This is a genomic window from Simkania negevensis Z, assembly GCF_000237205.1.
In the GTDB taxonomy this organism is placed as follows: domain Bacteria; phylum Chlamydiota; class Chlamydiia; order Chlamydiales; family Simkaniaceae; genus Simkania; species Simkania negevensis.
Map to the genome: position 1 here is coordinate 1,294,708 of NC_015713.1, position 16,133 is coordinate 1,310,840.

Consider the following 16,133-nt stretch of genomic DNA (forward strand, 5'->3'; position numbering starts at 1 on the left):
GATCTATTAGTCATAGGCCCCTATCTTCTAGGTAGAAGGTCTAGGTTCAAACCATTCTCAAAGTAAACATGCGACAAGCATTGTCTTATCAGTTTAGGTGTTATATCTTTAAGTAAATCTGCTTTCTTTACGGCGCGGGCTACTAACTTAAATATCTGGTCATTTGTACTTTTGAAAATAAATTGAGTTGGCCGATACAAAGATTTAGCTAGTCTAATGAATGTTTCAGGAACAGAATACACTTCATCCCCAACTTTGATAACTTTTGATCTAATATCTATGTCAGAAAGTTTGATTGTTTTTAAAGTAGGTATACCCTTCGGAACATATAGCAATAGCCGAGTTTCACAGAGATTTTTGTAGTATTCCTCTTTTCCTTTCAACAAACAGCGATTTTCAAGGTACTCATATAACTTAGCCATTTCTGATGAGCAGCAAACTCTCCCAAACTTTATAGCCGCTACAATGTCTGCCTCTTGTACAAAAACCTTGTTACTCCGAGACTCACGTTTTAAAAATTGCTTACATAGAGATGTTTGTACTCTTTTAGACCCTTCTTTTCGACAACCTTTAATGAACTCTTTTATCACTTCTTTTCGGACGATAGAACTCTCCATGTCATCATCAGAAATTGTTTTTAGTTCTCTAGTAGCTCTTCCATCAGAATCGTAAGAAATATTCTCAATTTTTAGGTCTAAGCTTTCAAATTTATTTATCCAACACCTCTGCTGGTAGAGATTTTCTTCATTTTTATAATTCTTTTGATCTCTTTCAGGAAAACGATTCCGTACTTTTCTATTAAACTTTTCTTTTTCGCTTAATGATCTCTCAGAAGAGTTTTCAAACTCCCTCAACAAATAATCTGAAACCCAAGCTTCATTTACAGATAGAGTATCAGTTTTGTGGGGAAGTTCTAAAGTGAGCAGATTATAACGTCTTCTAAGAAGATTTTTAGAATCAAACGAGAATGCCGAAAGAATCGACGAATATTCATGTAGTTCTTCCTGTCTTTCCCTTCGAATCGTCAGCAATTCTTCTCTACATTTCACCCTGAAGCCCTTTCTCGATAAACTGTTCACTAGCTCGCTCAAGAGTTTCTTCAAGATATTTCGCGCTTAAATGACTATATCTAAATGTCATACGTAAATCAGAGTGACCTAAAATTTCTGCTATATCTCTTTGAGTGGCTCCGCTTTGCGCTAAAAAACTGGCACAACTATGCCTAAGTGAATGAAAAGTAAAGTCTGAAATCGCAGCTCTTTTCAAGGCAAAACGCCAAGCAGTTCTGATATCAAGCTGTCGATTTACATTAAGACTGGGAAAGATATTGTAGGAGAAGTCACTCACACAGTCTTCTTCAAATAAAGACTGAAGAACTTGCAGAGCTACCTTGACAATAGGAACGTACCTAACCTTTCCGTTTTTTGTTTCTTCGAGAGTGATGAGTCTTTTTTCAAAGTCGATATCTTGCCATCTAAGATTGAGAATCTCCCCCTTTCTCATTCCGGTAGAAAGAGCTATTACAACTACTGAGTAGAGATAGGGATTTTTGCTCTCTTTACATGCTGCAATAAGTCTTTGACATTCTTCCATGGAAAGAAAACGAGTTCGAGAGTTAGAAACTGATGGCTTACGGATTTGACGTACTGGATTTTTTTCGATCCAATGCCATTCTTTTATTGCAGCTTCAAAAAGAGCTGAAAGAGAGCTAAGATAACGCACTACAGTTGCTGGAGAGCGTTGTTTATCTGGTCGAATTTGTTCCTTTAGCAGTAGATCACGGTACTTGGCAACAATGCTGGGCTTAACCTCCTTGATGTCGAGATGCCCAATTTGCTTTGACCACCACTCAAGGTGTTGCTTGACATTCCTAGCATTTTTTGGCTTATGAGGAAGAACTTCTTCGACATACTTATTTGCTGCATCGCGAAAAATTCTACGCTTCAGTCCTTCCTGATCAAGAATTCCTTTTTCAATCTCGTAGTAGGCCTGACTAGCCCATTTACGAGCCTCCTTCTCTGTAGAAAACGTCTTTGCCTTGTAAAGTTTCTTTCCTTGCTTCCAAACCTCAACGATCATCTGATAACGAGCTTTGCCAGATTTATTTACCCTTTTTCTTAGGTGTCCTTGTGTTGACATCATTTTCATCCTGATTCAGTCCAAAGTGAAATAAAATGATATCGATTAAACGGTTTTCCTACAAGTCGCGGATATACAATCCGATTCACAATAGGGCTAAAAACCATTTCTCACACACTTAAGAGCATGTTTTAAAGTTTAAAGATTAGATCATGTCAGGGTTTTTGTCAGAATTTAGGTCTGAAAGTTAGCATTTTTTGAAATAATTCAATGTCACTATTTCACTAACACTAGATCTAATTGATCAATCGAAGCGAAAAAAAAGTTCAACTCTGACAAAACTTCTGACATAATGTTCATCTTTGAGTTGATGATAGTAGTAAAACTGGAAGTAAATTTATGTAAGTAAGGAAGTTACAAAGAGTAGCGGCACTCGGACTCGAACCAAGGACCAACGGATTATGATTCCGCTGCTCTACCAACTGAGCTATGCCGCCCGAAGAAATTAGCGGGGGGAGGACTCGAACCTCCGACCTTTGGGTTATGAGCCCAACGAGCTAACCACTGCTCCACCCCGCGGCAATTAGCATGTATGTTAGCAATGTTTGGAATTCAACTCAAGAAGAAGTTGCATATCTTTCTATCGCCTTCCACGTTCGGAAAGCAGAACCCATGACTTTTTGAGCAAACTGCTTTCCCTTTTCTCCATCTTCTTTCATGGAGGATGGATGCGATAAATATTTTTCTAAAATAGCAGTGAGCTCATCGATGGGAATTTGTTTCCCAACGCCAGATTGGATGAGATTTTGAGAAAGTTCAACCTGTTTGTGCATATGAGGGCCAAAAAGAACTGGAATCCCCATTTTTGCGGGTTCAAAAATGTCATGCCCTCCTATTCCTTCGACAAAGCTTCCACCAACAATCGACAAGTTAGAAATTCGGTAACACTTGGGCAGGACTCCCATTTCATCAATGAGAATGATTTTTTCATTCCCTTTCCGCTTTGAAAGGGCAGAATAACAAGCAAATTGAGTTCCTTCATCTTCAATCAATTTTTCGACTGTTCTAAACCGTTCAGGATGTCTTGGGACAACAAGCAGCTTCAGGTTGTCATATTTGTTCCAGATAGGCTTTAGAGCGTTTAAGAGAAGCTCTTCTTCCTGCTCGTGAGTCGAACCCATAGTGAGGACAAGATCAGACGGCTCGATTCCTAATTTTTCTCTCCACTCTGCAAGTTCGGCGTCTGTTGGCTCCGGCGCAGGGATATCATATTTCAAATTGCCAATCACAGTCAGTTTTTCAGGTGTCACTCCTAGCTTTAAAAACCGCTTCATGTACTCTTCGCTTTGAACGCAAAAGAGATCAACTTTCTGAAAGAGTTCTTGGCCAAAGGATTTCAAGAAAAGGTACCGTTTGAGCGACTTTTCCGAGATCTTTCCATTCACCAAGACAACTGAGCCCCCACCTTTTTTCACTTCTTTGAGAAGGTTAAGCCAAAAATCTCCTTCAACTAAGATCAAGAGATCGGGATTAAGCCTCTTGACAAAACGACGAACAATCCAGGAAAAATCAAGAGGTAAATAGCAAAAAGCATCAGCCTCTTTAATGAGGCGTTTGGCCTCATCTTGCCCGGTTTCAGTCAATGTTGAAACAAGTAAAAAAGCACCTGGGCAAGTTTTTCGAATATGGGGCGTTAATGTGGAGAGAGCTTTGACTTCTCCAACTGAAACGGCGTGAAGCCAAATAACCCCTCTCTTTGATGTAGGACAAGGCCCTTTTCTCTGCAGACGAGAAAGAAAACTCTTCCGATATTTCCCATGCCTAACTGTTTGCCACAGAAGTCTTGGAAAAAAACCGAGCATAAGTACAAAAAGAGCGCAGTCATAAACTAAAGAAAGGAGAAATTTCATGGCTTAACAACAAGATTGATGAGTTTGTCTGGAACAAAGATCACTTTCATAATCTCTCCTTGAAGATGTTTTGCAATTTTTTCTTCTCCTTTGACAAATTCGAGAAGCTCATCTTGAGATTGCCCTTTCGGTAGTTCCCATTTTCCACGAAATTTACCATTGATTTGGACAACATAAACAGCAGAGGCTTCTTCTAAGTACTTCGGATCTGCTTGAGGATAGGGTTCAAAGGTCAATGAGCCAGGCTCCTTTCCTAAAATCTCCCAACACTCTTCTGCCAAGTGAGGTGCAAATGGACTAAGCGCTTGCACGGCCATTTGTAGTGCTTTTTTCGGATAGGAATCGAGTTTGACGAAGGCATTGACAAACTCCATCATTTTGGAAATTGCCGTATTGTAAAGCATCGATTCAATGTCATTTTCAACCCCTTTTACAAGAATATGAGCGAGTTTCATCCCCTCTCCTTCTTCTTTACCTATGACTTTATCAGAGGTAACAAGTTGAAAAAACCGGTCGAGAAAGCGGCGGCAGCCGCTGATGGCTTCGCTATTCCAGAGCTTTTCCTTATCAAAGGGGCCCATGAACATTTCATAGAGTCGCAGGCTATCAGCACCGAGTTCTTGGACTATTTCGTCAGGTGTCACTCCATTGAGCTTCGATTTAGACATTTTTTCAACGAGTGAGAGCAGTTTTTCGTCTCCTCCTTCTTCGAAATATTCGTCTCCTTTCTTCATCACATGATGAGCATCGACATACCCTCCTCCAAGGCGCTTAAAGGCTCTTGCCGTAACAAGCCCTTGGTTCCGGAGAGTTTGAAAGGGCTCGGTTGTTGAAACAAGGTCTAAATCATAGAGAACTTTATGCCAAAATCGTGCATACAGTAGATGAAGCACAGCGTGTTCGACACCTCCAACATACATATCAACAGGCATCCAATATTTTTCTTCTTTTTCTCCCCATGCTGCATTTTCATTGTGGGGATCGCAAAATCGGAGATAGTACCAGCAGGAGCCGGCCCACTGTGGCATGGTGTTTGTTTCACGAAGGGCTTTTTTTCCTGTTTTCGGATCTGTTATTTCAACCCATTCTGGAACATTTTCAAGCGGTGTGCGTCCTTCGCCTTGGGGTTTATAATCGGTCAGTTCGGGAAGAACGAGTGGAAGTTCATCTAAATCGAGGAGACGCTTGGTTCCATCTTCTAAATGGAGAATCGGAAAGGGCTCACCCCAGTATCTTTGCCTTGAAAAGAGCCAGTCACGTAATTTATAGGTTGTTGTCCGTCTTCCACATTTATGCGTTTCAAGCCAATCGGCAACTTTGTTTTTTGCAGCTTCTATTTCAAGACCGTTGATGTCGAATAATTCGCTCTTTCCATTGATCACTACCCCACCTTTTGTCCAGCACCGATTTCCAGCTAAAATTTCTAAGCGAAAATCTTCTTCTGCCATATCGGCTGGGAGGTCGTCTAAATAATCTTTTAAAAGAGGATCGTACGGAGGAATGATTTTGAGACCAAACTTCTTGGCAAATTCAAAGTCCCGTTCATCCCCTCCTGGAACGGCCATGACAGCCCCAGTACCGTATCCCATCAAAACATAGTCTGCAATCCAGATGGGAATGAGTTCATTGTTGATCGGGTTTCTTGCATAAGCGCCTGTCCAAACACCTGACTTTTCTTTGTTTAGATCGGTCCGCTCCATATCACTTTTTGCTGTAGTCTTTTGCTGATACGCTTCGACATCTTCTTTCTGATCATCAGTTGTAATTTTATTTACAAGGGGATGTTCTGGAGAAAGAACTAAAAAGGTCGTTCCAAATAGGGTGTCGTGCCGAGTTGTGAAGACGGTGATTGGTTGTTTGGATTCATTCTCTAAAAAAACAACTTCGGCTCCTTCACTTTTCCCAATCCAATTCCTTTGAAGAATTTTCAAATATTCGGGCCAATCCAATGTTTCTAAATCAGCAAGTAGACGTTCTGCATAGGCAGTGATTTTTAAGATCCATTGACGGAGAGGACGTCGTTCAACAGGGTACCCTCCTTCGCGTGATTTCCCGTTTTCGACCTCTTCATTTGCCAAAACTGTTCCAAGAGCTGGGCAGTAGTTCACTAGGATTTCTGCTTCATAAGCAAGCCCTTGCTCATAAAGTTTACTGAAAATCCATTGAGTCCATTTGTAGTAGTCTGGGTCGCTTGTTGCAAACTCACGGTCCCAATCATAGCTAAACCCAAGAGATTGAAGTTGTCTGCGGTAAGTATTGATGTTTTTTTCTGTCGTGATTTTAGGATGTGTACCTGTCCGCACGGCATACTGCTCAGCTTGTAACCCAAAACTATCCCACCCCATCGGATGCAAGACGTTGTATCCTTTTTGCCGCTTATAGCGCGCTAGAATATCGGTTGCTGTATATCCAGTGACGTGTCCGACATGAAGTCCTGCACCAGAAGGGTAAGGAAACATATCTAAGATGTAATACTTGGGCTTTGAGGGGTCGACTTTCGCTTTAAAAAGTTGATTTTCTTTCCAGTACGTTTGCCACTTTCGTTCGACTTCGATGTGGTTGTATTTTTCTTGGCTCATTCAATTCACATATCTTAAAATAGTTTGATCATATCATGAAAAAAAAATTAGCTCAAGCTCCCTGCTTAAGAGAGTGTCTATAATGTACATTCTCTGATGAGATCAAAGATTTTTCCTAGGTAAATGCTTTGGAGTGCAAAAAGTTTTGCATAGGGAAAAAGATGGCTCTATTCAGAGTGGAATGACTTTGTAGACACCCTCTAATATCTGTTAAGTCATGCCTATAAAGCAATTTTAGTGTTGCGTTCAAATATAAAGATATTGTAAAGATTCTAGTTGAATCACATGAGAAATAAACTGATAAATAATCATAAATTTAGAAAACAATTTTGGCTAATACTTGCAATAAATAATAGGACGTCATATATTATTGAGTGAGATAGGATGAAAATCTTTATTTAGGAAAAAAAGAGAATTTAGATGGTTGAAACCCACGTATACAGAAAGAATAAAATTAATCTAGAAGACTACGACTACCGTAAAGATATCCAAAACCGCCTCCTATTGTCTCACCTTACCCCCGGAGATTTAGAAATCCTTGAAGAAATTATTTTCAGTCCTACGCAGTTCGCTATCAGCAAGTTAGCTAAGCAACTTGGGAAAACAGGTCAAGAAATTCTTGAAACCTTAACCAAGTTCTCCGAGACAAATCTCTTTAAAATTGAAGAAGATACCGTCACAGTCGATAAAGAGATGAGGAAATATTTTGAAACCCAGATCGTGAAATTTGAAGAAAATTTTACACCAGGAATGGAGTTTTTACAGGCCCTCCTTAAAAAAGTACCTATCCATATTCTCCCAAATTGGTACCCCATTCCTCGTACATCGAATAATATTTTTCACTCTCTGATCGAAAAATATCTTCACACGCCTCAGACATTCCAGAGATATTTGGCTGAGCTAAACTTTGGAGATGAAAAGCTGAGTAACATTGTAAATGATCTGTTTCTCTCCCCCTCTTATAAAATTTATTCGGAAGATCTTCGTAAAAAGTATGAACTTTCTGATGAAGAGTTCGAAGAAAAGATGCTCTATCTAGAGTTTAACTTTGTTTGCTGCCTTGTTTACGAAAAAAGCGGCGATGAATGGGTAGAAGTCGTCACTCTTTTCCAAGAATGGAAAGACTATCTCAGCTTCTTAAAAGAAAGCAAACCTCAAGAAATCGAACAGAAAAACCACATCAAGCGTACACGTCCAAATGATTTTTCATTTGTTGAAGACATGTCGACTTTGCTAGCACTCGCTAACACACATCCTTTTTTCGTGAAACTCGATAGCAAAGAGCGGTGGATTCCTGATAAAAAACTCCTATCAATCATTGCTAAAGAGTGTGGTGGATTCGATCTCAAAACTGAAGAAAATGAAGAGTTCTTCAAAAATTATACCAATCGGGTGATCCAAAAACTTCTTTTTCTCAAGCTCGCATCTATCGAAAAAAGCCAACTTGTTCCTGCTGAAGACACATCAGAATGGCTCACTCTCCCTATCGAAAAGAGAGCCCTTAATACCTATAAAATGACAGTCAATCGTTATCCGTTCTCAGAGTTTCCTCAAGAAATCTGCACAGAACGCAACATTCATGAAATTGAAAAAACAGTCAGTCGCATTATCGATTCGGGTTGGGTATTCCTCGAAGATTTCCTTCGTGGAATCATTGCCCCCATCAGTGAAAATAGCAAGATGGTTCTCAAAAAAACCGGACGCTATTGGAAATACACCCTTCCCGATTACTCTGCAGACGAAACCCACCTGATTCAAAAAGTCATTTTTGATTGGCTTTTTGAAGGTGGAATCATCTCAACAGGGATGTATGAAGGCAAGCCCTGCTTGCAGATCACCCCTCTCGGACAATCGATGTTTGGTTGATCTCTTTCCTTTCGCTCAGTATGTATAGGGAAAAAGGACAGATGACATGCTCGATCAAACTTTTTCTCTCATAGATATTCCACGTCTATTGACATTGACGTTTCTCGAAGGAATTCTATCAGTTGATAACGCTCTCGCGCTAGCTCTCATCGTGCGTCATCTTCCCCCGATGGAAAAGAAGAAGGCTCTCTTTGTGGGACTTGTTTCGGCGATCATTTTGCGCGCCATTGGAATTTTATCAGCAGCCTATCTCATCCAGATTTTTTGGATCCAAATTGCTGGAGGAGCCTACCTCTTATACCTCGCATGCTCCCATCTTCTGACCCAAAGTAAACACAAAGAAAAGAAAGGAAAAGCTAAAAAGCCTTCTTTTTGGAAAGTTGTCATTCTCGTTGAGCTCACCGACTTTGCCTTTGCGGTTGATTCAATTTTAGCAGGTCTAGCGCTTATTGGGGTTCGTTTCACACCGCCCCATCTTCCGCCGAAGATTTGGATTGTCTATTTTGGAGGGGTCATGGGGATTATCTTGATGCGGTTTGCAGCGCGTCTCTTCACTTCACTCATTGAGCGCTTCCCCGGTCTCGAGCTTGGTGCCCACCTGATCGTTGGCTGGATCGGCCTTAAACTTATCCTAGAGGCCTCGCTCAAAGCTACCATAGCCTATTATACCGGTCTTCCGACCTGGGTGGGAATTCTCTTTTGGGTAGGAGTTGTCGCATTTTTTATCTCGAGTTTCTTTTTTAAAAAGAAGGGTTCCATTGATTCTAACTCTTAAAGACCCTATAATTATTCTTGTTTTTTGGAGGAGAATTTATGGAAAGTTTTATCCAGGCAATTGCTTGCTATTTTAGAGATGTTCCAGCTCAACTGACAACGGCAAATGGCAAGTCATGTTACTATATCGGTAGATATGAATTTATAATTGGATCAAGCTTTGCGCTTTGTTTCGCCATCTATGAAGCTGTAAAAACAGTTTTTAATGCTTTACGCCACCCACTCACTATTCAAGATACAATCACTCATGGCGTCTACCAAACACTAGTGTACTGCGCGGCTGTGCCTGTAGGTCTTTTTGGAGCTTTTTTCCCCGAAATGGCGAAAGACTTTCTCGATTTTAAAACTTGGAGTAAGGCTTAAGCCTCATGAATTTTCAACCTATCGCTCCCAATCCTCATGATGCTAAAGGTTTCAAAGACGATGAAACCGAAGCATTTCACGAGATGCATGAAACCCGCATGCAACTCAACGCCAAAGTGACTTGCTTAGGCTACGTGCTCCTGCTTATTGCAGCGGCTGTGTGCGGCATTTATTTCTATTTCTTCGGTTGATTATACGACAAAAAATCTCTTGCATCGATGGCATCGCCTTCAGGCTCTTGATCAAAGCAACGGATCATGAGATCAATCCCTGGAGCTTGCTTCTTAACTTTCCTCTGCACAACTGATTCATTTTGTTCTGTTGTAGATGTTTCAATAGCTTGGCGTGAGATATCTTTTTCAGAAAGGATTTTAAAATAGCGGAATCCATTTTGAAGAGTCAATTCGGCTGCACGTGTGAGAGCAAAACGGCGGACATCTTCTGAATCGGTATATTCATTTCCTCTGAAAGTCACGGCAAATTTGTCTTGGTTAACACGGTAATCGCTGTAGCCATCGCCAAAAAAGCCCTTTTGGTGATAGGAGGTTGAGCATCCGACAAGGAGAAGAGCTGCAAGTCCAGTCGTGAGAATGAGTCTTTTTTTCATGTTTTCCTCTTGGTTTAGAGAAGGCATTATCACAAAAATTGAGGTAAATTGCAAGGAAGGGTACCATAATTCATATGAATATGAAAAGCGAATCAGAACTAGTCTCAAACAGACGTGCTAGGCATGAATATGAAATTCTGGAAACCGTCGAAGCGGGAATTGTATTGCTCGGAACAGAAATCAAATCTCTCAGAAATCATGGGGGATCGCTTCAAGATGCCTATGTGATCATCGATAAAGGTGAAGCTTACTTAAAGCAGGCTTCCATTGCCCCCTATAAATTTGGCAATGTCTTCAATCATGAGGAGCGGCGAGACCGGAAACTCTTGCTTCACTTCTATGAGATCACGAAATTGAAAAAGTCAATTGAGCAAAAAGGACTCACAATCATTCCTCTTGCAATGTATTTGAAAAAAGGAATCGTCAAGGTTAAGCTCGGTGTGGCTAAAGGGAAAAAACGGCATGATAAACGGCATGCGATCAAAGAACGGGAAGAAAAACGGTCTATTGCGCGCATATTGAAACAACAGGGTTGACACAGCTAGAGAAGTTTTTATATTTTTCTATGTGCAAAGTAATAAAGGGATACACTATGAAAGTTATCATCTCAAGAACCGAATTGGTTCAACTTATCGGAACCATTCAAGGAGTCGTTTCTTCTAAGCCTGCGATTCCTATTTTGGCAAATATTCTCATTGAAGCCTTCGATGGAAATCTCATCATCAGCGCAACCGATTTGACTGTGAGTACACGAGCACAAACTATGGCCAATGTCATTGAAGAGGGTGCAATCACCTTGCCCGCAAAACGGTTCTTCCAACTCGTTCGCGAGATGACAGCTCAAGATGTCGAAATTGAGTGCACCACTGGTGAGATTGCCTACGTTCGCGGGGGCAGCTCAGAGTTTCGTATCAATGGAATCCATAAAAGCGAATTCCCTTCTCTTCCTGATATGAGCCAAGGGCAGTCATTTACTCTGTCTGGAGGAACATTTAAAGAGATGCTCTCAAAGTCGGTCTTTGCCGCAGCACGCGAGGATAGTCGTCATGTACTCAATGGGGTCCTCATGCAAATCGAAGGGAGCACGGCAACTTTCGTGGGAACCGATGGAAAGCGGCTTGCAAAAATCCATACCTCGATCGAAATCGATACAGAGCACAAACACGACTACCTCCTCCCCCTCAAGGCATGTGAAGAAATCGTGAAAATGATCGACGAAGATGAAGCGCTTAAAATCTCACTTCTTCCGGATAAAGTTGGCATTGAAGTCGGATCGACAACCCTTGTGACTAAACTCTTGTCTGGAGATTATCCTGATATTGAGCGTGTGATTCCTACAGCATCTGAGCAAAAGTTCACGTTGCATCGTGAGGAGCTTATGTCTCTTCTCAAGCAGATTGCCCTTTTCACGAGTGAAAAAAACCACTCAGTGCATTTCATCTTCAATCCAGGTGAACTCACACTGACTGCGAATAGTAGCGACATCGGAGATGGAAAGGTCTCGATGCCGGTCGATTATTCAGGAGATAAGTTTGAAATCGCGTTTAATCCGTTTTACTTTCATGATATTTTGCGTCACTGTAAAGATGAAACGGTCTCGTTTGCGATCACAAACGCCCACAACCCCGGGCTCATTACCGACTCCTCGACAGCGAATTTTGTGATCATGCCGATGCGGCTATCTGCGTGACCAATGCAACTCAAGCAGCTCGTACTTCGCAATTTTCGCAACTATGTGGACGAGGCTGTCACTTTTAGCCCCGGCGTGAATCTCATTTATGGAAAAAATGGGGCTGGAAAAACCAATTTGCTCGAAGCGCTCTACTTACTCAGTACAGGGCGCTCATTTCGAACAGCACATTTAACAGACCTCATTCGGACTGACAGTTCCCACTTCTACATTGAAGCACAATTCGAAAAAGATGGAATCGATCAATCTCTTTCTATTGGATTCGATGGCAAAAATCGGAAGATCCATCACAATGCTGCAACACTCAGCAATTTTTCTCATTTGCTTGGAATTCTCCCTTCTGTTTTGTATGCCCCAACTGATAGCCAACTTGTTGCTGGTGCACCTATTGATCGGAGGCGCTTTTTAAATATCCAGCTTGCGCAATGTGATCCTCTCTATGTCCATCACTTGATGCGCTACCACAAAGCTATGAAAAATCGAAATGCTCTACTCAAGACGAAAACAGAGAAAAGCCTCGATAGTTGGGAAGAAATGATGGCCCACTCTGCGGTCTATTTGATGGAAAAACGGGCAGCTCTTATCGAGGGGCTCAAGCCCAAGTTGCAAGAGTTTACCAAAGTGCTGTCTGATGAAAATGACTTTTTTGATCTTGTCTATGCCCCTTCAATTAGTATGAAGCACTTAGACCAGCTCCAGACTATTTTCCAAAAGGGACGCAAAAAAGAATTCCTCTTAGGAACCACTTTAAATGGGCCACACCGCGATGATTTTCTGATTTCATACAACAAAACAGAAGCAAAGATTTACGCCAGTGAGGGGCAAAAGAGAACCTGCGTTGCGGCTTTAAAATTATCCGAAAGAGACAGGCTGACAAAAGAAGAAGCTTTGCTCAGTATTGATGACTTCGGGATTCATTTAGATGAGAGACGGAAGAGTTTATTGCATACAGCAATCTCATCTGTTGGACAAGTGTTCTTAACCGTCCCTTCAGATGAATTCATTGGAGAAGTGGCACATGACCGCTTTCTTTATGTCGAAGGGGGAACTGTGACTAGTGATCAACTATATGTGGGTAAGGTATATTGAGCTCGAGCAGCTTTTCTCTCTGAGCCTAGGTATCCATCGATCGCTTCGTAGGTATTGTAAGTAGCAAGCTCTCTGACATTTTGTGGAGCTAACTCCGATTGCTCTTTGAATTTGCGTACAACATTGACCCGATCAAGAAAGGCTTTGATGACTTCCCCTTCATCTCCTCCAAAAAATGCCTCGAAATATTCCCGCCCTAGATCTCTTTTCCAAGTTTGAATGAGCCTAGCAACTTTAGACCCGGTCAAAGATTCGATAAAATGCATGGTGTTTTTGGTAAGGGGTTTTTCCGAAAGGGGGAGACTTTTCCAAGCATATTGATTCCAAGTCGATCCATCAGGAAGGTAAGAAAGAGGCAAATGCCCTCTTGGGAAACAATTGGCATTATCAATCATTTTGATGTCGTCAATGCTCTTCCCATCTTCTGACATTTTGACCATCCAATTATCTTCTTTTCGGTCGAGATTCCCAAGAATATAGTCGATAATGGCAAACTTCTGAAATTGAGTTAGTTCACTTTCTGTCACCTCTGTTGGAAGGTCCACTTCTTGAGCTTCTTTATAGCCATGCACAAAATGTTGAAACGATCCTTTATGCCCCTGAGCATAGATGATCTCTGTTTTCGGAACAGAATGAGCATCAAATGCATGATCAAGTAAGTAGGTCGCTCTTTCAGAAATCATGGCTCCAACTTGACGCATTTCAGGGAGTGGGAGATACCCTTCCTGCCCTGTTATTCTCATCAAATGTAAGGCTTTTGATTTAAACCGTTTTCCGAAAGAAAAATGGGCGTCGATCGCTTTAAAAATTCCATATGGTTTCCCCTTCCGATCTCGATAAATCACCGATCCATAGGACCCTTTGTTCAAAGTAGGTGGATGTTGTTTTCGTCCCTCAAAAATTTCTCGCTCAGTTGTGATCTTTCGTCGTTTTGCCCGATCAGGTGCTTGGGTGAGTAAAGGTTCAAATTTACAAACTGAGTGGGCTGCAAACCCATCTTTCACGTAACTTTGAAGGGCCTTCCGGACACGGGTTTCATCAGCGCCAATCATCCGCAATAAATCACTGAGCTGTTGATAATCACTCATTGTGACTTTGTACCCTACAATTAGCTCTGCCCGAGCAATCACAGCTCCTATCATTTCCTGAATGGCCTCTTCTGTTAAAGGGTCTCCTGAAAGCAAGTGAAAATAGACTTCGATGAGGACATGCATCACAATTCCTCGATCAACATTTTTCTCAAAAGCTTGTTTGTAAGTCGCACTCAAAAACTGATCTTTTTGACCAGGAGGAAGATCTTGCAAAGTTTTCACAATGGCCCCAACCGTCAAAAAACCTTGAGCCCCAAGCTGCAAAGCGCGGGCTAATCGCTCAGGATCTTCCACAGCTGGATTCACATGGGAAAAGGCCTCTACACTTTTTTCAAAGGCAAGCTTGAACTGGTCAGTACTCATCACATTCTGCCCAAAGTAAAACCCGTTGTCATTTGTTCCTGTATACTTGAGGTGATTTTCTGTAGAAATTTCTCGCATTGGGGTCGGATCTTCTGACGTTTGGTTACACAAAGCGTATTTTGCGTACTTCATCAGAAATTCTTCTGCTGTCTTAAACTGAAGAAAATACCGTTTTTCTTCTTCAGACAGATGGGAAAAACCATCTAAGGGCATCGAAAAAACTCGCATGACAGTAGGATACTCGGAGGCTAATTGCCGCAACGAAAAAGAGGAAGCTGCCAACCCTTGATGTAAGTGGATTCCTCCTCGCTCTTTTAATGACTCAAGATGCATTTCGAGCGCCTTATCATTCTTATGTGTCGGACCAAATGCGGCGTGAAGAGTTCGATCTCCTACTTGAAACTGTCCCACCCCTAAATCAAAATGACCATTGTCTGTTAAAGCGCGGTCTCTAAAAGACTCAAACGAAAATTTCCGATGCTTCTCAAGAGCCCGATCCAAGGATTTAGCAAGATAGGTTATTTTTTGCCCTTCTTCCGGAAACTCCCCTTGAGCTTCCTTGATTTGATCCAAGTACATTCCTCCTAATTGCCTCAGTTCTCTCATGCCTGGAACTTTCATTTGAAGTGTTGTACAAAGATCTTGCAAAAGAGCTACAAACAGATTAGATCGACCAGATTGATTTTGCATCCTTTGATAAAGAGGAGACTGAGAAGCTAAAAAAGCCAAATCGCGGATTTTATGACCAACATTGTAACCATACCGGCCTTCATCAGAAGAGTTACGTAAATTCTGAATCAAATCAAAAAAAACAACAGCAAATTGTCTATCGCGATAGGGTTCTAAATGGTTCATCAATACAAGGTAACCGGCTTGAAATATTTTAGAAGAAGGATCGGTGCCAAAAGTCTTCTCTTCAATAAGAAACTGTTTCACATCTTTTTTCTGTGCAGCCTTATTCGTTAAAACCTCGAGTGTTTCTCGGAGCTTTGTCTCATCAAAACCATTTTTTGCTAAAGTCTCTTTCGCGCAATTAATGACGAGTTCCTTTGAAAGATCCATCTGATGTAGAGTGGCTAATTTAAGAAGCTGGAGCTTCTTTTGAACTTCAGGATATCCCTCTGCCTGCGCAGTCGCCTGACGCAAAAATTCCCCTGGCTCATCGGTGCGAATGGCTTTGAATTCCTCACACAAAGAAGATCCCGCCTCTTTTGCAAACTCCATAGCTTTGTCTTTCACACATTCTATGAGAGAGTATGGAATGAGTTGACGAGCAAGTTCTAAAACTTCTGGCTGTGTCGTTTGATTACGCCCCAATCTTTGTGCTTGAGCGTAAAACGCGATATAGTCTTTACGGTCTGCGTAGAGTACAATTTCATCATAGTCAGGGTGATCTAGGATCTTTTGGAGAGCATCAAATTTATTTTGAGCTAAGTCTCCTTTGAGGTTAATCATCTCGACCACATGGTGGCGAAAAGAGCTGAAAATCGTGTAGAGAACAGGCATCAAGAAACTGAAAAATGCATAAGTAATTGCATTTATCGCCTTTCCATAAATGTAGAAGGACGTTTCGAGAGGAGTGTCGCTTAAAATTTTTACTTGTCTTTCTCGAACCTGTAGTTCTGCTCGCAGTGGTACATAAGTCGTTTCTTGACCTAAAGTCTGTACAGTTGTCATAAAAAAACCCTTGCCCCTCTAATTATTTAAGATTATAACACAGGG

Annotated in this window: 13 protein-coding genes and 2 tRNA genes; 7 read left to right on the plus strand and 8 right to left on the minus strand. The window is 41.4% G+C overall.

Features of this window, described 5'->3' with window-relative positions; all coding sequences use genetic code 11:
* Nucleotides 1-20: 20 nt before the first annotated feature.
* The 6 genes from SNE_RS06555 to leuS form a co-directional block, all read right to left on the minus strand.
* A complete protein-coding gene (locus tag SNE_RS06555; RefSeq protein ID WP_013943595.1) occupies nt 21-1,049 on the minus strand; it encodes a hypothetical protein in 1,029 nt (342 codons plus the stop codon).
* Nucleotides 1,039-2,142 carry a tyrosine-type recombinase/integrase gene (locus tag SNE_RS06560; RefSeq protein ID WP_158307218.1) on the minus strand — a complete coding sequence of 368 codons (1,104 nt, stop codon included), beginning with the start codon at nt 2,140-2,142 and terminating at the stop codon, nt 1,039-1,041. Before SNE_RS06560 ends, SNE_RS06555 begins: the two co-directional genes overlap by 11 nt.
* Nucleotides 2,143-2,503: 361 nt before the next feature.
* A tRNA-Met gene (locus SNE_RS06565) sits at nt 2,504-2,576 on the minus strand.
* Nucleotides 2,577-2,585: 9 nt separating this feature from the next.
* A tRNA-Met gene (locus tag SNE_RS06570) sits at nt 2,586-2,658 on the minus strand.
* A gap of 38 nt (nt 2,659-2,696) precedes the next feature.
* Entirely contained in the window at nt 2,697-3,989 is a 1,293-nt protein-coding gene (locus tag SNE_RS06575; protein WP_013943597.1) for a 3-deoxy-D-manno-octulosonic acid transferase, read from the minus strand.
* On the minus strand, nt 3,986-6,568 hold the full coding sequence (gene leuS / locus SNE_RS06580; RefSeq protein ID WP_013943598.1) for a leucine--tRNA ligase: 2,583 nt from the start codon (nt 6,566-6,568) through the stop codon (nt 3,986-3,988). Before leuS ends, SNE_RS06575 begins: the two co-directional genes overlap by 4 nt.
* Before the next feature lie 420 nt (nt 6,569-6,988).
* Between leuS and SNE_RS06585 the strand changes: the two genes are divergently transcribed.
* The 4 genes from SNE_RS06585 to SNE_RS06600 are packed head-to-tail and all read left to right on the plus strand — an operon-like array spanning nt 6,989 to nt 9,762.
* A complete protein-coding gene (locus SNE_RS06585; protein ID WP_013943599.1) occupies nt 6,989-8,434 on the plus strand; it encodes a hypothetical protein in 1,446 nt (481 codons plus the stop codon).
* Nucleotides 8,435-8,480: 46 nt separating this feature from the next.
* A complete protein-coding gene (locus tag SNE_RS06590; RefSeq protein ID WP_013943600.1) occupies nt 8,481-9,209 on the plus strand; it encodes a TerC family protein in 729 nt (242 codons plus the stop codon).
* A gap of 38 nt (nt 9,210-9,247) precedes the next feature.
* Nucleotides 9,248-9,571, plus strand: a complete 324-nt coding sequence (locus SNE_RS06595) for a hypothetical protein (protein ID WP_041418880.1) — start codon at nt 9,248-9,250, stop codon at nt 9,569-9,571.
* A gap of 5 nt (nt 9,572-9,576) precedes the next feature.
* Complete coding sequence (locus tag SNE_RS06600) at nt 9,577-9,762, plus strand: hypothetical protein (RefSeq protein ID WP_013943602.1); 186 nt, start codon at nt 9,577-9,579, stop codon at nt 9,760-9,762.
* Here SNE_RS06600 and SNE_RS12295 read toward each other — a convergent pair.
* Nucleotides 9,747-10,178 (minus strand): CC0125/CC1285 family lipoprotein, encoded by a 432-nt coding sequence (locus SNE_RS12295; protein ID WP_053225343.1) that lies wholly within the window; start codon nt 10,176-10,178, stop codon nt 9,747-9,749. The genes SNE_RS06600 and SNE_RS12295 overlap by 16 nt on opposite strands.
* Before the next feature lie 80 nt (nt 10,179-10,258).
* On the opposite strand from SNE_RS12295, the gene smpB reads away from it, so the two are divergent.
* From smpB to recF, 3 genes are read left to right on the plus strand one after another with little or no spacing between them, the layout of a single operon-like run.
* A complete protein-coding gene (gene smpB, locus SNE_RS06610; protein WP_013943604.1) occupies nt 10,259-10,714 on the plus strand; it encodes an SsrA-binding protein SmpB in 456 nt (151 codons plus the stop codon).
* 56 nt (nt 10,715-10,770) lie between these two features.
* Nucleotides 10,771-11,868, plus strand: a complete 1,098-nt coding sequence (gene dnaN / locus SNE_RS06615; RefSeq protein WP_013943605.1) for a DNA polymerase III subunit beta — start codon at nt 10,771-10,773, stop codon at nt 11,866-11,868.
* Nucleotides 11,869-11,871: 3 nt separating this feature from the next.
* Nucleotides 11,872-12,957: a DNA replication/repair protein RecF gene (recF, locus tag SNE_RS06620; protein WP_013943606.1), complete on the plus strand. Its 1,086-nt coding sequence runs from the start codon at nt 11,872-11,874 to the stop codon at nt 12,955-12,957.
* Here recF and SNE_RS06625 read toward each other — a convergent pair.
* The gene (locus SNE_RS06625) at nt 12,930-16,088 is read right to left on the minus strand and encodes a protein kinase family protein (RefSeq protein ID WP_013943607.1); all 3,159 of its coding nucleotides are present in this window, start codon (nt 16,086-16,088) and stop codon (nt 12,930-12,932) included. The two genes, recF and SNE_RS06625, sit on opposite strands and share 28 nt — an antisense overlap.
* Nucleotides 16,089-16,133: the final 45 nt, after the last annotated feature.